This is a genomic window from Arenibacter latericius DSM 15913 (genome assembly GCF_000424985.1).
GTDB lineage: Bacteria > Bacteroidota > Bacteroidia > Flavobacteriales > Flavobacteriaceae > Arenibacter > Arenibacter latericius.
In genome coordinates this window covers 114,921-138,359 of sequence record NZ_AUKX01000002.1, presented here as the reverse complement: position 1 = coordinate 138,359, position 23,439 = coordinate 114,921, and the positions used below count along the sequence as shown (strand labels likewise).

18 protein-coding genes are annotated in these 23,439 nt (G+C 36.4%); 10 read left to right on the top strand and 8 right to left on the bottom strand.

Features of this window, described 5'->3' with window-relative positions; all coding sequences use genetic code 11:
- Positions 1–4: 4 nt before the first annotated feature.
- Positions 5–814 carry a glycogen/starch synthase gene (locus H344_RS0101530; protein WP_026808674.1) on the bottom strand — a complete coding sequence of 270 codons (810 nt, stop codon included), beginning with the start codon at positions 812–814 and terminating at the stop codon, positions 5–7.
- Between the two features lie 103 nt (positions 815–917).
- Between H344_RS0101530 and panC the strand changes: the two genes are divergently transcribed.
- From panC to radA, 5 genes are all read left to right on the top strand, one after another.
- The gene (gene panC, locus H344_RS0101525) at positions 918–1,760 is read left to right on the top strand and encodes a pantoate--beta-alanine ligase (protein ID WP_026808673.1); all 843 of its coding nucleotides are present in this window, start codon (positions 918–920) and stop codon (positions 1,758–1,760) included.
- Between the two features lie 83 nt (positions 1,761–1,843).
- Positions 1,844–2,194: an aspartate 1-decarboxylase gene (panD, locus tag H344_RS0101520; protein ID WP_026808672.1), complete on the top strand. Its 351-nt coding sequence runs from the start codon at positions 1,844–1,846 to the stop codon at positions 2,192–2,194.
- Between the two features lie 2 nt (positions 2,195–2,196).
- Positions 2,197–3,162, top strand: coding sequence for a lysylphosphatidylglycerol synthase transmembrane domain-containing protein (locus H344_RS0101515; RefSeq protein ID WP_026808671.1), 966 nt, complete (start codon positions 2,197–2,199; stop codon positions 3,160–3,162).
- Positions 3,163–3,183: 21 nt separating this feature from the next.
- Positions 3,184–4,326, top strand: a complete 1,143-nt coding sequence (locus H344_RS0101510; protein WP_026808670.1) for an alpha/beta hydrolase — start codon at positions 3,184–3,186, stop codon at positions 4,324–4,326.
- 261 nt (positions 4,327–4,587) lie between these two features.
- Complete coding sequence (gene radA, locus H344_RS0101500; protein WP_026808669.1) at positions 4,588–5,949, top strand: DNA repair protein RadA; 1,362 nt, start codon at positions 4,588–4,590, stop codon at positions 5,947–5,949.
- A 106-nt stretch (positions 5,950–6,055) separates the two neighbouring features.
- On the opposite strand, the gene H344_RS0101495 is transcribed toward radA, so the two are convergent.
- Both H344_RS0101495 and H344_RS0101490 read right to left on the bottom strand, forming a co-directional pair.
- Complete coding sequence (locus H344_RS0101495; protein WP_026808668.1) at positions 6,056–7,096, bottom strand: aldo/keto reductase; 1,041 nt, start codon at positions 7,094–7,096, stop codon at positions 6,056–6,058.
- A 57-nt stretch (positions 7,097–7,153) separates the two neighbouring features.
- Complete coding sequence (locus H344_RS0101490; protein ID WP_026808667.1) at positions 7,154–7,918, bottom strand: exodeoxyribonuclease III; 765 nt, start codon at positions 7,916–7,918, stop codon at positions 7,154–7,156.
- Positions 7,919–8,166: 248 nt separating this feature from the next.
- Here H344_RS0101490 and H344_RS0101480 point away from each other — a divergent pair, with 248 nt between their 5' ends.
- Entirely contained in the window at positions 8,167–10,248 is a 2,082-nt protein-coding gene (locus H344_RS0101480) for a TonB-dependent receptor family protein (protein WP_026808666.1), read from the top strand.
- A gap of 186 nt (positions 10,249–10,434) precedes the next feature.
- Here H344_RS0101480 and H344_RS0101475 read toward each other — a convergent pair whose 3' ends face one another.
- Together H344_RS0101475 and H344_RS0101470 are read right to left on the bottom strand one after the other, a co-directional pair.
- A complete protein-coding gene (locus H344_RS0101475; RefSeq protein WP_026808665.1) occupies positions 10,435–11,979 on the bottom strand; it encodes a glycine--tRNA ligase in 1,545 nt (514 codons plus the stop codon).
- 37 nt (positions 11,980–12,016) lie between these two features.
- The gene (locus tag H344_RS0101470) at positions 12,017–12,913 is read right to left on the bottom strand and encodes a hypothetical protein (protein ID WP_026808664.1); all 897 of its coding nucleotides are present in this window, start codon (positions 12,911–12,913) and stop codon (positions 12,017–12,019) included.
- Between the two features lie 43 nt (positions 12,914–12,956).
- Between H344_RS0101470 and H344_RS0101465 the strand changes: the two genes are divergently transcribed.
- Together H344_RS0101465 and H344_RS0101460 are read left to right on the top strand one after the other, a co-directional pair.
- Positions 12,957–13,658, top strand: coding sequence for a ComF family protein (locus H344_RS0101465; protein WP_034255980.1), 702 nt, complete (start codon positions 12,957–12,959; stop codon positions 13,656–13,658).
- A gap of 51 nt (positions 13,659–13,709) precedes the next feature.
- The gene (locus H344_RS0101460) at positions 13,710–15,323 is read left to right on the top strand and encodes an Ig-like domain-containing protein (RefSeq protein ID WP_026808662.1); all 1,614 of its coding nucleotides are present in this window, start codon (positions 13,710–13,712) and stop codon (positions 15,321–15,323) included.
- On the opposite strand, the gene H344_RS0101455 is transcribed toward H344_RS0101460, so the two are convergent.
- Complete coding sequence (locus H344_RS0101455) at positions 15,307–16,083, bottom strand: amidohydrolase (RefSeq protein WP_026808661.1); 777 nt, start codon at positions 16,081–16,083, stop codon at positions 15,307–15,309. The two genes, H344_RS0101460 and H344_RS0101455, sit on opposite strands and share 17 nt — an antisense overlap.
- A gap of 540 nt (positions 16,084–16,623) precedes the next feature.
- Between H344_RS0101455 and H344_RS20940 the strand changes: the two genes are divergently transcribed.
- Complete coding sequence (locus H344_RS20940; RefSeq protein ID WP_051254010.1) at positions 16,624–18,807, top strand: PAS domain-containing sensor histidine kinase; 2,184 nt, start codon at positions 16,624–16,626, stop codon at positions 18,805–18,807.
- Between the two features lie 22 nt (positions 18,808–18,829).
- A complete protein-coding gene (locus H344_RS0101445; protein WP_026808659.1) occupies positions 18,830–19,237 on the top strand; it encodes a response regulator in 408 nt (135 codons plus the stop codon).
- A gap of 4 nt (positions 19,238–19,241) precedes the next feature.
- Here the strand turns inward: H344_RS0101445 and H344_RS0101440 are convergent, their stop codons facing one another.
- A complete protein-coding gene (locus H344_RS0101440; RefSeq protein WP_051254008.1) occupies positions 19,242–20,645 on the bottom strand; it encodes a DUF5689 domain-containing protein in 1,404 nt (467 codons plus the stop codon).
- A gap of 50 nt (positions 20,646–20,695) precedes the next feature.
- Positions 20,696–23,437, bottom strand: coding sequence for a TonB-dependent receptor (locus H344_RS0101435; RefSeq protein WP_026808657.1), 2,742 nt, complete (start codon positions 23,435–23,437; stop codon positions 20,696–20,698).
- Between the last annotated feature and the right edge of the window lie 2 nt (positions 23,438–23,439).

Genomic DNA, 23,439 nt, shown 5'->3' with positions numbered 1-23,439 from the left:
TAGATTATTTTAATACTTCGGTGTTATAAAAGTTCATGTACGCTTCTTCAAACTCATGCAAAGCAACATACGGCAATACAGGTTTATTAAGGTTGGATATATGGTCTGCCAAATCTTTTGGAAGATCATCTGCAGCTAATATAATAGCATCAGAATTATCCACTGCAACTTTTAACAAATTATTATACGTAGGATCTTTTAGGCCTTTAACACTCTCTTCTTCAATACCGTCAAAAGCTATTTTATCTACCAGACTAGCATCTAGCGACCCTTCAAAGCCCTCACCGTAAACAGACATTACAATTTTACTTTCACCAAACAACGGCTCATCTGCATAGAACTTCTTAAGATACAATGGCAACAAAGATGCCATCCATCCATGCACATGAATAATATCTGGAGACCAATTTAATTTCTTAACTGTTTCTACTACCCCTTTTGCAAAGAAAATTGCTCTTTCGTCATTATCAGGAAAAGATTTCCCGTCTTCATCAGTAAACGTAGCCTTTCTTTTAAAGTATTCATCATTATCTATAAAATAAACCTGAATACGTTCTCTAGGGATAGAAGCCACTTTTATAATCAATGGCATATCCATATCATTGATCACTAAGTTCATCCCCGATAGTCTTATAACTTCATGTAATTGATGTCTTCTCTCATTAATGTTTCCAAACCTGGGCATAAATATCCTAATCTGGCCGCCATTACTGTTAACCATTCTAGGTGTTTCATAGGACATTAAGGAAACTTCATTCTCCGGCAGATAGGGTACTAACTCAGAAGATACAAACAATATCTTTTTACCATTCATACAAACAATATTTTATTTCTGGTGCAAACGCAGCTGCAAAATTACAAAAATTATGCAGATTAGCAGTAATTATAGTAAGTTTGCTAACTTTTAAGCAATTCGGATGCAGTTAATAAACACAATTAAGGAACTAAATTCACTTTTAGAATCTTTGGATAAATCCAAAACTATAGGCCTAGTTCCTACCATGGGCGCCCTACACTTAGGGCATCTCTCCCTAATAGAGCAAGCGGTAAAAGAGAATGACTTTACCATTGTAAGCATTTTTGTAAACCCTACTCAGTTCGATAATAAAGAGGACCTTGCCAAATATCCAAATACCTTAAATGAGGATATTTCACTTTTAAAATCGGTTTCAGACAATCTTATTATTTTTGCCCCGAATGCAAATGAAATTTATTCAGGAAATATAAGCTCCCAATCTTATGATTTTGAAGGTTTAGAAAATGTAATGGAAGGGGAGTTTAGAGAAGGGCACTTTAATGGAGTAGGCACAATCGTTGAAAAATTGCTTACCCTTACCAACCCTACGCGGGCTTATTTTGGGGAAAAGGACTTTCAGCAACTTCAAATCATTAGAAAGTTAGTAGAAATTAAAAATTTACCCGTAACCATAATTGGTTGCCCAATTGTTAGGGAACCAAGCGGACTCGCCATGAGCTCTAGAAACGAAAGACTGTCTGAGAGCCTCAGAAAAGAAGCTGCCTTCATCTATAAAACTCTAAAATCTGCAAAAGAAAAAATTGGCACAAAAAGTGTAGGGTATGTAATACATTGGGCTAAAGAAGAATTTAGTAAACACCCTAGCTTAGATTTAGAATACATTAAAATTGTTGACGAAGCTAAGTTGCAAGCTGTAGACACAATAGACAAAAGCACTAAATACCGAGCATTTGTAGCAGTATACGCAGGAGATGTAAGACTTATAGACAACATAGCCCTATAAAAGACAGAATGGGTAAACCAATGCTTTTGAGACGATTATCCTGAAAATCTTAATATAAAACCTAATTTGATTAACTTTGTCCTATGCTAATAGAAGTAGTAAAATCTAAAATACACCGGGTAAAAGTAACTGGAGCCGACCTAAATTATATAGGTAGCATTACCATTGATGAAGACCTAATGGATGCCGCTAATATCATTAGAGGAGAAAAGGTGCAAATTGTTAACAACAATAATGGAGAGCGTCTAGAAACATACGCCATTCCAGGAACAAGAGGTAGTGGTGAAATAACCCTTAATGGAGCAGCAGCTAGAAAAGTGGCTGTAGGAGACGTTTTAATACTAATCACCTACGCACAAATGGAATATGAAGTTGCAAAAACCTTTAACCCTTCTTTGGTTTTCCCTAACGAAGAGACCAATCTTTTAACCTAACATTGAAACCCTCCACTAAGAAAGCCTTAAAATCAATACTCCCAATTGCCTTGGGAATATTCTTAATTTGGTACTCTTATTTCTCCACCACAGTGGAGGAGCGGAGGCAAATTCTATACTACATTAAAAACGCCGACCTTTTTTGGGTGGGCGTTTCCATTTTATTAGGAATAATGACCCATATCTCCAGGGCAATTAGGTGGAATTACCTCTTACAGCCTCTAGGCTACAAACCAAGTTTGATTAACAACATTCTAATTATTCTCACCGCCTATTTCACCAATCTAGGAATCCCGAGATCCGGGGAACTGTTAAGAGCTACTGCATTAACTACCTATGAGAACGTTCCTTTTGAAAAAGGATTTGGAACTATAGTAACCGAAAGAGTGATAGATTTAATAATGCTTCTTTTGGTGGTTGGACTTGCGTTTTTTTTACAAACCGATATTATCTGGGCCTTTTTAAAAGAAAGAGGCCTAAACATCACTTTACTTATAACCATACTCATCTGTGGAGCTATCGCTTTCCCCTTATTATACTTATTTATTAAAAAATCTAAGCACCCTTGGGTCTTAAAAATAAAAAGAATCCTTAGAGGGCTCCTAGGAGGCATCTTAAGCATATTTAAGATGCAAAAAAAATGGGCATTTGTTTTCCACACCCTTTTTATATGGACGGCATATGTTGCAATGTTTTGGGTAATAAAATTTACCGTTGTAGAAACAGTAGACCTCACTTTAAGTCAACTGTTAGTTGCCTTTGTCGCAGGTGCTTTTGCTATGTCTGCCACCAATGGCGGAATTGGAATCTACCCTATTGCCGTAAGTAGTGCATTGGCAATTTTTGGAATTAGTTCCGTTTCTGGCGACGCGTTTGGATGGATTATGTGGATCTCACAAACTTTAATGATTGTTGTTTTCGGGGCAATATCTTTTCTAATTTTACCGTTATGGAATAGAAATAGATAACCACCAAACCAAAAACAAACTATGTTACGCATTTTAACCTTGATTGCGCTCTTGCTTGGCATGGGAACCAACGCACAAGCTACTCTAGAGGTATTCGAATCTATTAAACTTCAAGAAAAAAGGGACGTATCGTACTATATACCAGAAACTTATGACAAGAAGGAAAAATATACTTTAATCCTGGTATTAGATGCCGAATATCTTTTTGATCAAGTAGTAGCTAACGCTAAATTTTATAGCAAGTTCCACGGCATGCCAGAAGCCATTGTTATAGGAGTTAACCAATCTAACTACAATTTACGCTATCAAGACTGCGCTTTTGAACCTTACGACGGATTACCTTCAGAAAGAGGAAAACTCTTTTTCGAATTCTTAGGAATGGAACTTATCCCCTATATAGAAAGTAAATACAACACAACACCTTTTAAAATGTTTGTTGGGTATGATATTACGGCCAACTTTGGAAACTTCTATCTCTATAAAGAAGAATCCCTCTTCAATGCCTACGTAAGCATATCGCCCACATTGGCTCCAGAAATGACCACTAGGATTCCAGACCGACTAGCAGCAATGAACAAAAAGATTTTCTACCAATTGATACTAGAGGGAGAGCAGGAAGAAAATGCCAGCGACATCCTAGCTCTTAATAAGTCCTTACAAGAAATAGACTCCGAAAATCTATATTATTTCTTTGATGAATATCCTAATGCAGATCATATTTCAGTTGCTACCTATGGTATTGGGAAAGCATTCGATAATATATTCGGAATGTTTAAACCCATCAGCCCAAAAGAATACAGAGAAAAGATACTTACCTCAAACGAGCCTGTGTTTAAATATTTAGAAGACAAACAGAACTATATCTCAGAGCTATTTGGATTTAACAATACCACTAGCTTAAACGATATTATGGCCATCTATGCCGCCTCTAGAAAAAAAGGAGACTTTGAGTCGTTAAAACCTTTATCTGCCCTTTGTAAAAAGGAGTATCCAGAAACCATGTTAGGATTTTATTTTGAAGCCGAGTATTACGAGCAATTAGGAGAACCCAAAAAAGCACTTCGGACTTTTGAAAAGTCTTTTGCTATGTCTGAGATTGATTTTCTCACCAAAGATATGGCACTAGAGAAAATTAGAGCGCTAAAAGCAGATTTCGGGTATTAATCATTTTCATTGATTCAGTTAGAGCCTAACCTATACCTGTCAGAATAAATACATTAGACTGATTATAAAGTCGAAGCAAAGAGCATTTTTATCCTTTATTTGAAAAATCCGTTTTTTTTATTATCCTAGAAAGAAGGATAAGAATGCTCATACCCATAAACAAAAGCACTTTATAATTACTTAAGCGGGTCATCTCTTTATAAAACCCAAACATTTTTTCTGAATCCTTTTAGTACCTTAGCGCAAACCATAAAGAGGAAAATGGCTAAGACCAAAACAACATTTTTTTGTCAAAATTGCGGAACACAGTTTGCCAAATGGGCGGGTCAATGTAGCGCCTGCAAAGAATGGAACACCCTTGTAGAGGAAGTTGTTCAAAAGGAGGTGAAAGTGGCATGGAAGAGCGACTCTCCTAGTTCTAAAAGAGTAGCAAAACCATTACGGATAAACGAAATAAACACAGAGAAAGAACTCCGATTAGATTCGTTTAACCAAGAGTTTAACCGTGTATTAGGTGGCGGAATAGTCCCTGGGTCCCTTATTCTTTTAGGCGGGGAACCGGGAGTTGGTAAAAGCACCCTAATACTACAGATTGCACTTAGACTCCCCTACAAAACACTCTACGTATCGGGAGAAGAAAGCCAGAAACAAATTAAAATGCGTGCAGATCGGATTAATTCCGATAATGAAACCTGCTTTATATTGACTGAGACCAAAACTCAAAATATTTTTAAGCAGATAGAAGCCACGGAACCAGATATTGTGGTTATAGATTCTATACAGACCCTGCATACCGATTATATAGAATCTGCCGCCGGAAGCATCTCACAAATCCGGGAGTGTACGGCAGAACTTATTAAGTTTGCTAAAGAGACCAATACCCCCGTAATTTTAATTGGCCACATCACCAAGGATGGCACCATTGCGGGACCTAAGATTTTGGAGCATATGGTAGATACTGTACTCCAATTTGAAGGAGATAGGAATTATGTTTATCGGATACTACGTTCCCTTAAAAATAGATTTGGCTCTACAGCAGAGCTGGGTATTTATGAAATGCATGGAAGCGGACTCCGTGAAGTGAACAATCCATCTGAAATTTTAATTTCCAAAAACGATGAAGGATTAAGTGGCACGGCAATTGCATCTACCATAGAAGGCATGCGTCCTTTAATGATAGAAATACAAGCTTTGGTCAGTACAGCGGTCTACGGAACCCCACAACGTTCTACTACTGGTTACAATGCTAAGCGCTTAAATATGCTCTTAGCCGTATTAGAAAAACGAGCTGGCTTTAAATTGGGTGCAAAAGACGTGTTCTTAAACATTACCGGAGGGATATCTGTTGATGATCCCGCTATAGACCTAGCTGTTGTTGCAGCAATCCTTTCTAGCAATGAAGACATCTCCATAGAAAAGGGAATTTGTTTTGCTGCAGAAGTAGGGTTAGCTGGAGAAATACGCCCTGTACAACGAATAGATCAACGAATTTTAGAGGCAGAAAAATTAGGCTTCACCACAATTTACGCTTCTAAAAACAACAAAATAACTCTTCAAAAAACAAAAATACGAGTGGTATTGATTGGCAAAATCGAAGACCTTGCCAATCAAGTATTTTCTTAGTTTTTTGAATTAAATATCCGTGTTAGCACTAGAATTATTAGAACAACCAATAGAATAAGTGTCAACTGCCAAAATCCGATTTTTAAAAAATACATGCTTTTATAATTTACGGAGCAGGGTTAGGAATAGCATTGTGAATGGCTTCTATACCACTAAACACCTCATCACTTAGAACCACATCTATACTTTCTATATTTTCTTTTAATTGCTCCAAATTAGTAGCTCCAATAATATTACTGGTTACAAAAGGCCTAGAATTTACATAGGCTAGCGACATTTGCGCTAGGGACAGGTTAGTTTCTTCTGCCAATTTATGGTATAACTCAGTAGCTTTCACTGCGGTTTCCCCACTATATCTATTATAATTAGGAAAAATTGTAACCCTACCATTTTCTGGCTTTTTACCTCCTAGATATTTTCCACTCAACACTCCAAAACCTAAAGGCGAATAGGCCAACAGCCCCAAGTTTTCCCGATGAGATATTTCTGCCATTCCTACTTCATAGGTTCTATTTAGAAGACTATATGGATTTTGGATAGTGCTTATTCTAGGCAAGGTAACATGCACCTTACTCTCTTCTAGATAACGCATTGCACCCCATGGAGTCTCATTAGACACTCCAAAATGTCTAATCTTTCCTTCCCTGATTAAATCGCGTAGGGTTTCCAAAATTTGATGGAAATTATCCTCCCAAAAATCTGTAGCCTCTGGCACATACCCTCTCTTCCCAAAGTAATTAGTAGCTCGGTCTGGCCAATGCAATTGATACAAATCTATATAATCTGTTTGCAAACGCTTAAGACTTCCTTCAACAGCCTCGGTGATAGAATCTCTATTAAAACCGGTAGTTCTTATAAAACTAGTAGCTGGAGACCTTCCTGCAATTTTAGAGGCTAAAATCACCTTATCCCTATTTCGGTTCTTTTTAAACCAAGTCCCTATAATTTTTTCGGTATGCGCATAACGTTCTGCAGCAGCCGGAATTGGATATAATTCAGCCGTATCAAAGAAATTTACTCCTTGTTCTAAAGCATAGTCCATTTGCTCATGGCCTTCTGCTTCCGTATTCTGATTTCCCCAAGTCATTGTCCCAAGACATATTTTACTGACTTCAATATCCGTGTGAGGAAGATTAGTATAGATCATTTTATTGATTTGAAATGTTGTAGTTTAAAAAATTAAATAAAAAATCAGAAAAAGCGTTTATTGCTCCAATTCCACCAAAATAGGACAGTGATCACTATGCACCGCTTGAGATAAAATTACAGATCGCTTTAAGCGGTCTTCCAAAGGTGCACTTACCAGACCGTAATCTAATCTCCACCCTTTATTATTGGCTCTAGAATTGGCCCTATAACTCCACCAAGTGTAGTTATCTGGCTCTTTATTAAAGTGCCTAAAGCTATCTATAAATCCCCTATTTAAAAATTGTTCTAGCCATTCCCTTTCTACAGGTAAAAAACCAGAAACATTTTTATTTCTAACCGGATCATGGATATCAATAGCCTTATGACATATATTGTAATCTCCACAGATAATTAGATTGGGCTTAGATTGCTTCAACTCATCTACATACTCTTGGAAATCTGCCATATACTGCAATTTATGATCTAATCTAGCAATATTGGTTCCAGAGGGCAGATATAGGCTCATTACGGAAACACCATCAAAATCAGCCCTAATATTTCGACCTTCAAAATCCATGTACTCAATTCCAGTACCAAACTCCACATGATTGGGCTTTCTTTTAGAGAGGATAGCCACACCACTATATCCTTTTTTCTGTGCACTATACCAAAAGTGGTAAGGGTATCCTGCAGCTTCAAATATGGATAGATCTAATTGCTCTTTATTGGCCTTAATCTCCTGTAAACAGATAACATCTGGATTTACACTTAGCAACCACTCCAAAAAGCCCTTTTTAAGGGCCGCCCGAATTCCATTTACATTATATGAAACAATTTTCATCTCTAAAATTTAGTTTTCACTCAACATTTATTAAACCTCCAAAAGTTAAGTGCGTAATTCCTTTCTCTTTTCTAGAAAAAACCCTAAAAAATAGGGCTAAAAATAGACAATGTTTCCCTAACAGAAAAAAGCAAAAGAGATAGATTCTATACACAAATTTCAATAGCCTATAAACATTGTCCTAATCACTGCATTTAAATTGAAATCGTAGAATATTCCTTAAGTTTGCTTTTTTAAAAATTGAACCCATGAAATCCCCTCTCATATTTCTTATTTCGCTTTTAACTTTCAACTTTTCTGTAGCCCAAGACCCCGTCTCGAAGGATAGTATAACGGAATTAGATGAAGTAATTCTACTAGAAGCACTAAAATCATCTGCCGATAACGGAATTGTTCCAACACAAATAATTGGTAGTAAAGTATTTAAAAATTACAGCCCCATTGATTTAGTGACTTCTATTAATCAAGTTTCAGGAGTATATATATTGTCGGGCGCTCTAAATACCAACAGAATCACCGTAAGGGGAATAGGCGCTAGAACGTTATATGGCACAGATAAATTACGATTGTATTACAACAACATCCCTATTACCAATGGGTCGGGATTTTCAACAATAGAATCCTTCGATTTAGAAAACCTTAGCCATATAGATATTATTAAAGGCCCTAAAGGAACTAACTTTGGTGCCAATTTGGGCGGAGCCATCTTACTAAACTCCAAACAACCCGCCATAGGGTCTTCCTATTTTAGAAATAATCTAACAGTAGGATCTTATAACCTACTAAAGAACAACCTATTATTTACATTGCAGGAAGACAAACTTTCCCTTAGCTTGCATTATGGACATATGGAAAGAGACGGCTATAGGGAAAACAATCACTTTGAACAAGATGGAGTTCTCTTGGATTTAAACTACCAATTAAGCCCTAAAACAGTTATTGGACTACTTGTAAATCATGTAGATTATACTGCTCAGATTCCTAGCTCCTTAGGTTTAACCGACTTTAAAGAAAACCCAAAACAAGCTGCCTTTACCTGGAAAGCAGCTAAAGGGCACGAAGCTAATAACTATAGTTTAGTAGGACTTACTTTAAATCATTCTTTTTCTGAAAAGTTAAAAAATTCGACTAGTATTTTTTACAACTACCTAGATCATTACGAGCCAAGACCTTTTGGTATATTGGACGAATACACTCACGGATTTGGGTTTAGGACAAAATTCACTGGAAAATTTGACTTAAGCCAAACCAAGGTCGCTTATAGTTTTGGCGCTGAACTATACAAGGATGAATATAATTGGAGTGAGTTTGAAAACCTGTATAAAGACAATAATGGTCAAGGAAGTAAAAAGGGAGATCTCTTTGCTAATAACAAGGAGTTTAGACGACAGTTTAATGCCTTTGGCAACCTTCTATTCCCTTTAACAGAGGCGTTTTCGGCACAAATAGGCATGAGCATTAATAAAACCCATTACGATTTTAGGGATCAGTTTAATGAGGGGAGTGAAAACATGAGCGCAAAAAGGGATTTTAAACCTATTTTACTGCCTAGTTTAAACTTAAACTATGTTATTTCAGACGATACCAAGGTGTATGCTAATATAAGTAGAGGATTTTCTAATCCTAGCTTAGAGGAAACCTTAACCCCAGACGGAGTGATTAATCCCGATATTTCTCAGGAAACAGGCATAAATTACGAAGTTGGAACCCAATGGCATCTACTAGATGAAAAAATGAAGGTTAATTTAGCGCTTTATAGAATGGATGTTAAAAACCTATTGGTAGCACAGCGAGTAGGAGAAGACCAATATGTTGGGAAAAATGCAGGAAAAACAAAACACCAAGGCGTTGAATTAGAAATGGAGTATAATTGGAAAATAGGCACGGACTTAACATTATCTCCATTTATAAGCTATACCTATAGCAAACACCAATTTGTATCCTTTATTGACGAAGGCAATGATTATTCTGGAAATCCTTTAACGGGAGTTCCAGCACACCGACTTAATTCTGGGATACAAGCCAATTTATCTCAGCGACTTTATTGGAATACTACCCACCAATATGTTGGTGAAATTCCACTGACGGATGCAAACTCACTCTCCAGTGAATCCTTCAATATATTCAATAGTAAAATTGGCTATAGAAACCAATTAGCTAAAAGAGTATATATGGATGTTTCATTAGGCCTAAACAATATCTTCGATACCAATTACGCAAGATCTGTACTCATAAACACCACAGGATTTGGTGGCTCGGAGCCACGATATTACTATCCTGGAGATGGCAGAAATTTTTACGGAAGCTTACAGATAAGATATTCCTTATAGGGAAAATTTGATTCGGCCTTTAATAACGATCCACAAACAGCTATATATGGATTAATGTGTATAATACATTGATACAAAGAGGAGCCTTCAAAGTTCTTTAACCACAGATAAAAACAAAAACCCCCATTAGAATTAAATTCCAATGGGGGCTTTTTTATTTATTAAAATGCAGGGTGTTGTTTTCCCTTATTCTATCCTCTTCAACCAGCTTTTCATATCCACTTCTTCGTGGATAATTCTTTTAACGTCGGCAATAGCAACGCGTTGCTGCTCCATAGTATCTCTATGGCGTATGGTAACTGTTTGATCTTCTAAAGACTGATGATCCACAGTTATACAGAAAGGAGTACCATTAGCATCTTGCCTTCTATAACGACGCCCCACGGCATCCTTATCGTCATAAATCACATTAAAATCCCATTTAAGGTCTTCTAATATCTCCTTAGCTAATTCTGGAAGGCCATCTTTTCTCACCAATGGGAAAACTGCCGCCTTATTAGGAGCTAATACCGCCGGTAATTTTAATACAGTTCTAGTTGATCCATTTTCTAATTCCTCCTCTACTAAGGAATTGGCGAATACGGCTAAAAACATCCTATCTACACCAATAGAAGTTTCCAACACGTAAGGCACATAACTCTTATTTAATTCTGGATCAAAATACTGCAATTTCTTTCCCGAAAACTTCTCATGATTAGACAAGTCAAAATCGGTACGAGAGTGTATCCCTTCCAATTCTTTAAATCCAAAAGGAAACTTAAACTGAATATCAGTAGCAGCATCTGCATAATGCGACAATTGCTCATGGTCATGGAATCTGTAGTTGTCCTGACCCATCCCTAGAGACAAATGCCATTTCATTCTTTTCTCTTTCCAAGTTTCATACCAATCTAGCTGTGTTCCAGGCTTAATAAAAAACTGTAATTCCATCTGCTCAAATTCGCGCTGACGGAAAATAAACTGTCTTGCTACAATCTCATTCCTAAATGCCTTTCCTATTTGAGCAATCCCAAAAGGAATTTTCATCCTACTAGTTTTCTGAACATTTAAAAAGTTAGTGAAAATTCCCTGCGCTGTTTCGGGCCTAAGGTATAGATCCGTTGCACTTTCTGCAGAAGCACCTAATTTGGTTGCAAACATTAGGTTAAATTGCTTTACATCTGTCCAGTTCTTAGATCCGGATAATGGGCAAGCAATTCCTAATTCTTCAATAAGTGATTTCACATCTGCCAAATCTTCTTTTTCCAAAGAAGACCCTAGTCTTTTTAAAATAGTATCAATTTCTTCTTGATATTTTACAACCCTAGGACTAGTTGCCAAAAATTGATCCTTATCAAATGCATCTCCAAAACGCTTTTGCGCCTTGGCCACTTCTTTTTCAATTTTCGCCTCTATTTTCGCCGCATGCTCTTCTACTAGAACGTCTGCGCGGTATCTTTTTTTGGAATCTTTATTATCTATTAAGGGGTCGTTAAAAGCATCTACGTGTCCAGAAGCTTTCCACACTGTTGGGTGCATAAAGATTGCAGAATCTAGTCCCACAATATTATCATTCATCTGGACCATGGCTTTCCACCAATACTCCTTAATATTCTTTTTTAACTCTGCTCCGTTCTGGGCATAGTCATAGACTGCACTAAGCCCATCGTAGATTTCACTAGACTGAAATACATACCCGTATTCCTTAGCATGTGAAATAACCTTTCTAAAATCGTCTTCTTGTTTTGCCATGAGACAAAAATAGGATATTACCCTATAATTGGGTAATTTATTTCAAATGAAATTCCGAAGACGCTAGTAATTTCTCATCTTCAAACACATTTAGCGTATAGGTACCAGATTGCAACGAGCCTTCTGGAATAGCAACAGCATCACAAACGTTAAATTTCTCCCCCATAAAAACAAGCTGCACCCTCTTACTATAAACATTTCCGTTTACCACAATAGTATTAGCATTATCCCCTATAACTTCCATATTTGGCCCAAGGAATTGATAGTATATTACTCGCTCCTCACTTTTGGCATTGGGATTTCCAATTATAGTAACACATCCTCTTAGTCTAGAAACAGTATTAGCTTTGTTTGTTCTAACATACTTTCCTCCACGTAGGCGAAACCCACTACCTTCAGAATTCACTAATTTAAGGTAGTTCTTTGTTTTTAACTCTAGACTAAGCTCTTGGTTCTTTTTCTTTAAAAGCGCCTCTTTTTCTGCCAAGGAACTACTCCTCCCCTTTAATTTTTCTACTAACTTTATAGATTCTTCGTACTTAGTCTCCATCACCATTACATTGTACTTAAGAAAATTATTCCTAAGCCTAAGACTATCGTTTTTAGCTTCTAATCCTTTTAGCTCCGTTCCATACTCCCTTAGTTTTTCTATAGAAAAATTTAACTTACCCACAGAGTCTAACAACTGCTGCACACGATACTTAGAATCTTCCAACTCTATCTCGTTCACCTCATTAAGAGCAGAGAGTCGGTCTACATCTGCTTTTACCAGGGTGATATCTCTAACCAACAATTCCCTTTCTTGACGCAGATAACTTATATCACTTTTGTTCTGAGCATAACTATAATAAAAAGCTATAAGCAGCCCTATAATACCAGCCACCAAAACTGCAACAATTATCTTATAGTTTAATTTTTTATCATGATTATCCATCTAAAGTAATGCGTATTAAGTAGGTTAATAGTAATTTGGGTGTATGTTTCATAAGCTTTCAAATATACTCCATGATATTACCTCCGTCTTACTACCAAGGTTATGTTTTGGATGCAACACCTTGTTAATTAGAGGAGAAGAGCATGTTTGCACTGTTTGTCGGAATCAGCTTCCACTTACCGAGTATAACTTTAACGTAGAAAACCCTGTTGACCGTATATTTTATGGCAGAATTTTAATTGTAAAAGCTAGCGCGCTCCTATTTTACACGGATAAAGGGATAGTAAAAAATTTAATCCATTATCTTAAATACAAAAACCAGGAACAAATTGGATACTTCTTAGGCCAGTGGTATGGTCATATTTTAAAGAACAACAACTATCTAAAAAATATAGACTATGTAATTCCAGTTCCTATACATCCCAAAAAACGAAGAAGAAGGGGGTATAATCAAGTAACTTTATTCGCCAAATCTGTAGCAACACATCTTAATGCAAAATTTTCGGAAGATATTCTTACAAAGACAGCGAATACAAGGACGCAGACTAAAAAAACGAGGTTGCTCCGATGGCAAAACAAAAAAGCGCTTTATATGTTAACCAACAATGAGCTTTTAAAAGATAAAAATGTATTGCTATTAGACGATGTAATAACCACTGGTGCTACTATGGAAGCTTGTGCAACCGCCCTTTCTAATACTCCTGGCATTAAATTATATATTGCATCGATGGCCATTGTACCTTAATTTTACATTTCTACAAATTAGTTGTTTCTTTGTGGCACTTTTACATATCATATGATTCAACGCATATTAGGTTTTTTATTTCTAGCTTTATCGGTATCTGCATTTCTCCAATGCGCACGTCGTGGCGCACCTAGCGGAGGAGATAAAGACATTACCCCACCTAAGCTGATAAAGGCAGAGCCAGCTAATATGACCACTAATTTTAAAGGAGATAAAATACGCCTCTATTTTGACGAATACATCAAGCTAAACGAACTAGACAAACAATTAATAGTTTCGCCTCCCTTAAAGTACACTCCTTTAATAACGCCATTAGGCTCACCTAGAAAATATGTGGAAATTATTTTAAAGGATACTCTTAAAGAGAACACCACTTATACTTTTAATTTTGGTCAAAGTATTGTTGATAATAATGAAGGCAACCCAAACAGCTATTTAACCTATGTATTTTCCACTGGAGATTATATAGACTCTTTAACCGTATCTGGCGTTGTTGTAGATGGCTTTAATAAAAAAGCAGATAATTTTATCAGTGTTATGCTATACGAATTGGATAGCACTTATACCGACTCTACCATTTACAAACAACCGCCAAACTATATCACCAACACCTTAGACAGCACTACCATATTCCATCTAAAAAACCTAAAAGAAGGAAAATATGCCATGTTCGCTCTAAAAGACGAGGCTAAGAACAATCTATTTAATCAGAAAACAGATAAAATAGCTTTCTTAAAGGACACTATTTCCCTACCTACAGACTCTATTTATCTCTTAACACTGTTTAAGGAGATTCCGGATTATAGTGTATCTGTTCCTAATTTCGCTGCCAGAAATAAAATTATTTTTGGCTACCAAGGAACTGGAGAGAATATTAAAATAGAGACCTTAACAAAACTACCAGATAGCGTTAAAACAAAAATTATTAAAGAGCGCAATAAGGACAGCCTTAATTATTGGATTACTCCCTTCACTGCAGATTCCCTAATATTTACCGTTAGCAACGATGTAGAAAAAATAAGGGACACCTTCACAGTTAAAACAAGAAAACTTGCTGCAGATACTTTGGTATTACAACCAAACCAACGAGGCTCCTTAGAGTTTGGTAATCCGTTTTTTATAGGAGCCAACACGCCAATATCTACCTTAGACAGTACTAAAATCTCTTTATGGCGAAGTGATTCTACTGCTGTTAAACATTCGGTTGCTTTAGACACTTTAAACAATAAGATTGATTTTGATTTTGAAGTAGAGCCAAACGAAAACTATACTTTGGACCTCCTGCCAGGAATGATAACCGATTTTTTTGGTAAGCAAAACGATACGTTATCTTATAAACTATCCACTAAAAGTTATGCAGATTTCGGCAATCTAAGCCTTACTTTGGATGGCCACACATCCTTCCCATTAATTGTACAATTAACCGATGAAAAGGGAGTTACAAAAATGGAGCAATTTGCAGAGGAACCAAGGATATTCAATTTTAAACATATTCCACCTGCAAAATATCTTATCCGGGTAATCCACGATAGTAATGGAAACAAAAAATGGGACACTGGAAATTATCTTGAAGGCAGACAACCAGAGAAAGTAAGTTATTACCCAACGGTATTAGAAGTGCGTGCTAACTGGGAGTTAGAACAAACTTTTACTCTTCTAAAGTAAATTGATCTCTATCACCCAAAAATCTTAATTTTTCCCTCTCAGTTTTTATATGCTCCTTATTTAAAGTAGCATATAAAACTGTATTTGCTTTGGAAAAAGCTAGAGAACCACCCAACACATCATACACTGCAGAATGACCCGTATAATTATTTCCTAGATTATCGGTTCCCGTTCTATTAACTCCTATTACATAAGCCATGTTCTCTATAGCCCTTGCCTTTAGTAGTGCATCCCATGCAACAATTCTTTTTTCGGGCCAATTGGCTATATAGATTAGTACATCGTAGTCCACAGTGTTCCTTGCAAAAACCGGAAATCGAAGATCATAACAAATTAAAGGGCAGATTGTAAACCCTCTAAAGTTAACCAACACTCTATTTTTACCAGCGGTATAAACTTTATCTTCCCCTGCTAGGGTAAAGGTATGACGCTTATTGTAGCTAGAAATTTTATTATTAGGGGCTACAAACCAAAGTCGGTTATAGTAACACCCCTCTTCTTCAAAGACAATACTACCTACCAAAGCAGCATTTTTCTTTTCTGCCATAGCATACATCCATTCTACGGTTTTCTCCCCCTCTTCCTTTGCTATATTTCCTGGGGTCATAGTAAAACCTGTAGTAAACATCTCTGGAAGAATTATTATATCTACCTCTGAAGAAATGGAATGGATTCTCCTTTCTAATTCATCCCTATTAGCCTGAGGATTTTCCCAAACCAGGTTACACTGAATCAAGGCAACTTTTAGCTCACTATTCATATATTACTTTTTTACTATAGGCCAACATTTAGCATTATTCCCAGACAAAATACCTCAAAACTCTCGGCGTTTATTAAAAGTTCCATTTTCAAACAAAAGTGCATTGTTTTTAAGTTTTGTTCTTACCGCTACCTCTTTCAGTTAAATAAAATGTTTTGATAGCCAGATGTAACCACCTATATTTATAACATAGTCACAAAATATAAGAGAGCAGGAACGGTTATAAAGGTAATTCAATTTATATCATCTATGGATTTTTAAACCCATGAGTAAAAACATTGAATGCGTATTAACCTAAGTGTCAACCCATACAAAGTTCACTTAGTGTATAAAATACTGATATTTGCTTTAACCTCTATTTTAATAAGTTAGCACTCCTACCACCCATTTATCTATTACTTTCTGTTAAAATCACATCAGTTAACTCTACATTTTTCATACAATATTTAGTAAAAATCAATACCCCATAGCAATAAAATTAGTATCTTTTAAGAGTTAACCCTAGCAAAAATATGGTTGTTGAAAAAACCCATCCACAGCATGTCAATTAAAGCGACCCCAGTTGCTATTGCTATACTAGATGAAAATTTAGTCTTCACAAAATTTTCTGACTTATGGTTCGATGAGTTACGAATTAAACAAAAAGACATCACTGGGAAATCATTTTTTGATGTTGTTCCTAATTCTCCAAAAATATTTCTTGAGACCCTAGAAAGCTGCCTTGAAAAACCAGAACTATCTATAGTAGAACTACAACACATAGATGCCTCTGGAAAGGGTTATTGGTACCAATGGCGCATAAATCAGAACACCAATGAAGAGGGTAATCCTAATGGCCTAATAATAACGGTTAGCAACATTACCAAACTTAAACAAACAAGTAAGCTCTTAAAAGCAGCAGAAAACATTACAAGATTGGGAGGCTGGGAACTAGATTTAATCACCGGATCCGTTTACTGGTCTAGAATTACTAAAGAAATCCATGAAGTTCCAGAAGATTATTCCCCATCTCTAGAAACAAGTATCAATTTTTATAAAGAAGGAGAAAGTCGAGATAAAATAACCTCTCTTGTAGATTTAGCCATTAATAAAGAAGAGCCTTGGGACACAGAGTTGAAGATAATTACCGCAAAAGGGAAGGAGATTTGGGTTAGAGCCCAAGGAACACCAGAATTTATCAATGGCAAATGTGTAAGACTTTATGGTCTCTTTCAGGATATAGACGAGACTAAAAAATTAACCCTGAAGGATGAAAAAAATACAGAAAAACTACGCATAGCTACTACAGCTGCAAATGTTGGTATTTGGGAATTAAATTGTCAACAAAACACCTTAGATTGGAATGATCAGATGTTTTCCCTTTATGGAATAAAAAAAAGTGATTTTAACAATCACTATGAGACTTGGGAAAATTTTATTCACCCTGATGATCTTAGCAGATGTCAACAAGAACTTAAATTAACACTAGAGGAGTCCTATCCATATAAGACACAATTTAGAGTGGTTCACCCAAATGGCAACATAAGATATATTAAAGCCTTTGCCGCCCTTTATAAAGATGACGCTGGAAACAATTTAAAATTAGTCGGTACCAATTGGGATATTACAGAATTAATAAACACTCAACTAAAACTAGATAGTAATCAACAATCTTTCAGGGGCTCTTTTGAATCTTCTGCTGTAGGAATGGCCTTAGTATCAACTGATGGCTCCTGGCTAGAAGTAAATCAGAGTCTATCTAACAGTCTTGGTTATACTCCAGAAGAATTACTAAAACTAAGTTTTCAAGATATAACCTTACCCGAGGATTTAGATGAAGACTTAGCACATATGGAAGAAGTTATAGCTGGTAAAAAAAATAGTTATCAGATAGAAAAACGGTACATACACAAGAACGGTAAAATAGTACATGTTATTCTAACTGTAACCGCAGTAAGAACCCCTTCTAATGACATATCCCATTTTATATCACAAATATTAGATATTACGGAAAGAATTGAAGCAGACAAAAAAACTACCGAACTACTTAACATCACTAAAAATCAAAACAATAGCTTAACAAATTTTGCTCATATAGTATCCCACAACCTACGCTCCCATTCCTCTAACTTAACCATGCTAACCCAATACATTACAGAGGAGGAGGATGAAGCGGAAAGGAAGAATATTGAAAATATGTTAATAGCCGCTACAGAAGGGCTAAATGAAACTGTGAGTCATTTAAATGAAGTGGTACAAATAAGCCTGGGCGCCAAGAAAAATCTTCATAAAATAAATTTATTAAAAGCCATAACCAGCGTAAGAAACAACATAAATGTTCTTTTAAAGGAAAAGAATGTGCTTTGTGAGATTAACGTAAAAGAAGATATTGAGGTACTGGCTATTCCTGCATATATAGACAGTGTATTATTAAATTTATTTACCAATAGCATAAAATATAGTAGTCCTGATCGCCAACCTAAGATTAATATAACTACCTTACAGAATGATGACCATATAATCATAGAATTTTCCGATAATGGATTGGGCATCGATTTAAAAAGACATGGAAAAAAGCTCTTTGGCATGTACAAAACTTTCCATAAGCATAACGATTCTAAAGGCATTGGCCTGTTTATCTCTAAAAACCAAATAGAGGCCATGGGCGGAACGATCACTGCAGAAAGCACAGTAGGCGAAGGCACTTCATTTAAAATTACCTTACGGTCCCCACAAACCTACTAAATAGATATAATGAATGGACGGTATGAGCAAGATTGAAAATAGCTGCATTATAGATGACGACCCAATTTCCGTATATGGCATTAAGAGAACTATGAAAAAGGTAGATTTCTCTAAAACGGTTGTTGTATATAATAATGGGCAAGATGCTATTAACGGGGTGAAGGCCATGGTTGAGGCTGGAGAAAAAATTCCTTCGGTAATTTTTCTTGACCTTAATATGCCCGTAATGGATGGTTGGGAATTCCTAGAGGATTTTATGAAAATACCTAATGCCAATACTGACAATGTTACAATTTTTGTCATCAGTTCTTCGGTGAATCCAGAAGATATAATAAGAGCAAAAAGCTATGAAATCGTCAATAATTATATAGTAAAACCAGTTGAATCTAATGATTTAATACAACTTTTGACCGATTACAAATCTAGCTAAACTCCTAACGTATACCAGGACTAAAATCCTCAGGCGCATCCTGTGGCAAATTTATAGTTCCATTCTCTCCACTATCGTTATAAATAGTCCACTCACCAAAAGTAAACTCAGGATTTGCTTGCACAATATTAGGATTTCGAATTGCTTTTCCATCCTCAAACTCATGATTGGTACCCGAACCATCTTCCCCTATCACTCCAAAACTATCTATTACTGTTCCAAAGGGATCTACTAATTGAAAATTATCATCTCCATTGGAATCTGCCGGACTGTTTTTACCAACCCCTAAATCTGGAGGAAAGCCATAAATAGCTTCAAAAGAGGCAGCATTAGGGGATATAACTAAAGTACTTTCTCCTCCTACCGTAAATTCTGAGAGATCTATGGTAGAGCTTACTTCCAAATTAGCATTGGTATATCGGAGCAAACGCCACCCATTTAAAATTAACGGTTGGCTATCGGCATTATAAAGTTCTACAAAACGTCCCTCCGGATTATTGTTTGGATCGGCAAGCTCAGAAATAAATATTCTGGTCGACGTAAATTCATTTACCACATCAGCACAACGTTCCTCGGTGAAGTTAATATCCTCTAATTCTCGTACTGCTAATAAATAAGTGTTATTCTCTTTCACTAATACCCCACTGATACTCCCATTTAAATTAGGTAATTTATCTGCCTGGAAATCTGCGTACCCGCTATTTAACAATATCAATTCTTGATCTAAGCAATCTACCAAACTTCTTTTGGTGGCTTCCTTGGCATTTGCGAAAGGCAGTCCCACTTGATCCTCTCTTATTTCTAGACCTTCTAGACGCACTAAAGTACTGGTATAGCTTTCTTTTAAGTCTCCTACATCAATAGTTTGAGGCACTATGGTTACAGCTTCCTCACAGCTAAGAAAAAGATGTTGATCTACCACCGAAGCAGGCAATCTTCCCACAGAAACATTGCCAAAAGAGGTGAACTGACCTCCCAGTTTATACACCCCTTTACTTTTACCCAAATAAAGTCCTTTTAAGGCGATCAAAATTTTACTGCCTACAGGATAAAACAAGTGAGTATCGCGAACATCTAATTCTATTTGAAAACCATGTGATGGATCTGTTGGGCTATCCTGAAAATAAAGTACTCCAAAAAAATTTCCGCTCTTATCGGATGAAATTACATACCCCTCAATAACTAGATCTTGTTGTATCTGTATGGTACGATCTATATAAAGATCCTTTACTTCTTTATAACTAGCATTTGCAAGTAAATTAGTAGAACAGATAGTTTCTGGAGTCTTATAATCAACATCTTTTACGCATCCAATAATTATAAGTAGCCCAAACACAGCACTCCTAAAAACTATAATCTGTGCCTTATGTTTTAAAGAGTTCATATTGCTCATTGATTGGTTGGACATTTGCTTTAGTTCGATTTATAATTATAAGGTGTACTTTTCGTCAATAAGCACTAAAAGCTAACGGCTAGATTGATAAAATAGGTTCGCCCATACCCATACCAGTATTTTGGGGCAAACGACGGACTTCCACTTAGACTATCTTGGAGCAACTGACCAAAATTTCCATTTCTGCTTTGCTCATACCCACCGGTCCGATAAGACAAATCAAAAATATTATTCACACTTACAAAAACACCGATATACTTACCTCCCTTCAACCAAGATTTACCTCCTACAATATTTAACAAATAGATATCGTCCAATTCTTGTTGCCTTAACAATTTCTGCACATTATCTTCTGTAGCATTCGGAAATTGACTCCCGGTATCAGGATCGATATAAAAACTTGCCGTTCTTGTGATGGTCGAAATTCCTGCATATTTATTCCCTAAATAATTTGTTGTAGCGCCTATCCACCAATATTTTGGGTCTCTATATTCTACTCCTAGGGCATACGCCAGTTGTGGTCCCTGTGATAGTTTAAGCCCCTTTATTTTGGAAACTCCCAAATTACTTATTCCTAATGGGTCAATAATCTCATCCTCTGCTCCAGATGTATCAAAGTTTATGGTAACCATGGGATCGCTAGCATAAAGATATTTACCTACCGCAGCAACAGCCGTTAAGTTTACCGAGGACGATACTTGATATTCCAACCCCAATTCCGCACCCATATGCAATTTGTCCAAGTCACTAACTACCTCTTGTACAAAATCGCTCCCCACCCCTGCATCTACATAGAAAAAATTAATGTCTGTGGTGTTTTGAAAACGCGAATAAAATCCGGTAACCCTTCCAGTTAACTTTAGCATTCGCAGATAATAATTAATATCTACAGTATTTATCTTTTCGGACTGTAGGTTAGGAACTATATCATTGTTCTCTCTAGGATTTATAAATACATTCTGATAAACAGGTGCCTTCATTATGTAAGCTCCAGAAAGGGATATCCAATGCCTACCGTTAAATTTATAAGTATACCCTCCCTTAGCACCAAAATTGGAGAATTCTGCCTTCTCCCCTTTGCCCATAGAATTCTCATTATAACGTTCGTTTCTATATAATCCCTCCCTTTGGTAGGAGGTAGTAGAATAATTTCCTGCTAAAAATCCCTCCCATTTATTTCTTGTTATACTGAACTGAGAGAAAAGACTTAAAACTTGGGAATTTATCTTATACCAGTAATTAAATTTATCGCCTTCAGCTTTCAATACATTACCCTCTACATCGTTTAATGTATTGGAAAAACGATTTACATCTTCATGGAAATCACCTCCTAATAAATCCTTTATTTGAGCATAATTATCAGATTCCACATCGCGGAAAGTACCACCAAAATCCATTTTCATAGAAGGACTTATCCGGAAATTAGCAACACTATTAATACTCAACTGAACTTCCTTTAACGTATCATCATATAGTAAATAGGAAGATTTCCCCTCCATAGTAGGGGTCGTATTTGCTTTATACAACCGATTCCAATTTAACTGTGGATTTTTTAAAAATCCATCTTTTGCCATATTAGCACTCACAAAATTGGCACCTATAGGGCTATTTATATAAAAACTTGGTAAATAACGATAATAAGTCGGATCTGGATTGGGAGCATTGTAATACCCCAACCTACTTCTGGCATCAGTACCAAATTGATAAGAGATTCCGGTATTAACATCCCATTTACCAGCGCTATAGAAATGATTTAGCATAAGTATGGGTTCTGCCACCTTTCTCTCTCTAGCATTCCGTATCTCATCGTCTTGAATCCCCCAATAAGGATTATATTTTGCTCCCTTTAAATTAAAAACCTCCTCTGTAATTGCAGAAGATCTCCCTCTCCGGTTTGGCGTCATCATTCCTGTAAACAACAAGCTATTATTTTGGTCCACCGTATATTCTACAGCTCCAAATAAGGAATAAGCATCATAAAGAGTGCCGTCTATATATCCTTCCTTGGCCCAACGTCTAGATGCAGATACACTATAACTTAATCCATTTTGCCCCCTACCAGAAGAATAGGTGGCCATTAGTCGCCCAGCATAGGTTCTGTTGGAGGCGGAGCTAGAAATACGGGTTCCCTTTCTAAAACCAGAGGGCCTTGTGTTTATATTAGTACTTCCCAAAATACCACCAAAAGTATGGTCAGACAGCTGAAGTCCATGAGTATATTCCTGATTCCGGGTTACATCATTTAAGCCACCCCAATTATTCCATTGCGGCCTACCGTTTATCATTTTATTCATAGGGATACCATTGAGTAACACCTGTCCATTTTCTGACCCATATCCCCTGACCCTAAAAAACGCCTGTCCAAAATCGAATGCAGCGCGGTTAAGAAAAACATCCTTACTAGCTTGTAACATTCCGGAGGTTATAGAACTCATTTCATCCTCCAGAAGGTCAGAATCTGTTAGGGTAATAAGGTTATTAGACTTCTCATAGGTGATATCTCTTTCTAAAAATATAGTTCCCAGGTCTATCGCTTGATCTGTTACTATAAAAGGAATACGTTTGGAAATATAGTCTTGAGCCTGAATGGTTAAAATATATTCTACGTTAGGACTTACCGTAAAAACAAATTTCCCACTTATAGGGTCAGGGTTGGCTACCTGATTTCTGGGTAATTCTAATTGCACACCCGAAACAACTTCATGATTATAATAATCTAAAACAACCCCATATACCTCCATTTTTTGTTGTGCCCTAGCTTGAAGACTAGCAAAAATAAATAGCGATAAAACTAGAGGCTTAACCATGT

What these genes read in the sequence shown, in the direction of transcription:
- panD (WP_026808672.1), top strand. Translation starts at nt 1,844, where the DNA reads ATGCTAATAGAAGTAGTAAAATCTAAAATACACCGGGTAAAAGTAACT.
- H344_RS0101440 (WP_051254008.1), bottom strand. Translation starts at nt 20,645, where the DNA reads ATGTCCAACCAATCAATGAGCAATATGAACTCTTTAAAACATAAGGCA.
- H344_RS0101445 (WP_026808659.1), top strand. Translation starts at nt 18,830, where the DNA reads ATGAGCAAGATTGAAAATAGCTGCATTATAGATGACGACCCAATTTCC.
- H344_RS0101495 (WP_026808668.1), bottom strand. Translation starts at nt 7,096, where the DNA reads ATGATCTATACTAATCTTCCTCACACGGATATTGAAGTCAGTAAAATA.
- H344_RS0101480 (WP_026808666.1), top strand. Translation starts at nt 8,167, where the DNA reads ATGAAATCCCCTCTCATATTTCTTATTTCGCTTTTAACTTTCAACTTT.
- H344_RS0101470 (WP_026808664.1), bottom strand. Translation starts at nt 12,913, where the DNA reads ATGGATAATCATGATAAAAAATTAAACTATAAGATAATTGTTGCAGTT.
- H344_RS0101475 (WP_026808665.1), bottom strand. Translation starts at nt 11,979, where the DNA reads ATGGCAAAACAAGAAGACGATTTTAGAAAGGTTATTTCACATGCTAAG.
- radA (WP_026808669.1), top strand. Translation starts at nt 4,588, where the DNA reads ATGGCTAAGACCAAAACAACATTTTTTTGTCAAAATTGCGGAACACAG.
- H344_RS20940 (WP_051254010.1), top strand. Translation starts at nt 16,624, where the DNA reads ATGTCAATTAAAGCGACCCCAGTTGCTATTGCTATACTAGATGAAAAT.
- panC (WP_026808673.1), top strand. Translation starts at nt 918, where the DNA reads ATGCAGTTAATAAACACAATTAAGGAACTAAATTCACTTTTAGAATCT.
- H344_RS0101465 (WP_034255980.1), top strand. Translation starts at nt 12,957, where the DNA reads ATGTTTCATAAGCTTTCAAATATACTCCATGATATTACCTCCGTCTTA.
- H344_RS0101490 (WP_026808667.1), bottom strand. Translation starts at nt 7,918, where the DNA reads ATGAAAATTGTTTCATATAATGTAAATGGAATTCGGGCGGCCCTTAAA.
- H344_RS0101435 (WP_026808657.1), bottom strand. Translation starts at nt 23,437, where the DNA reads ATGGTTAAGCCTCTAGTTTTATCGCTATTTATTTTTGCTAGTCTTCAA.
- H344_RS0101460 (WP_026808662.1), top strand. Translation starts at nt 13,710, where the DNA reads ATGATTCAACGCATATTAGGTTTTTTATTTCTAGCTTTATCGGTATCT.
- H344_RS0101510 (WP_026808670.1), top strand. Translation starts at nt 3,184, where the DNA reads ATGTTACGCATTTTAACCTTGATTGCGCTCTTGCTTGGCATGGGAACC.
- H344_RS0101530 (WP_026808674.1), bottom strand. Translation starts at nt 814, where the DNA reads ATGAATGGTAAAAAGATATTGTTTGTATCTTCTGAGTTAGTACCCTAT.
- H344_RS0101455 (WP_026808661.1), bottom strand. Translation starts at nt 16,083, where the DNA reads ATGAATAGTGAGCTAAAAGTTGCCTTGATTCAGTGTAACCTGGTTTGG.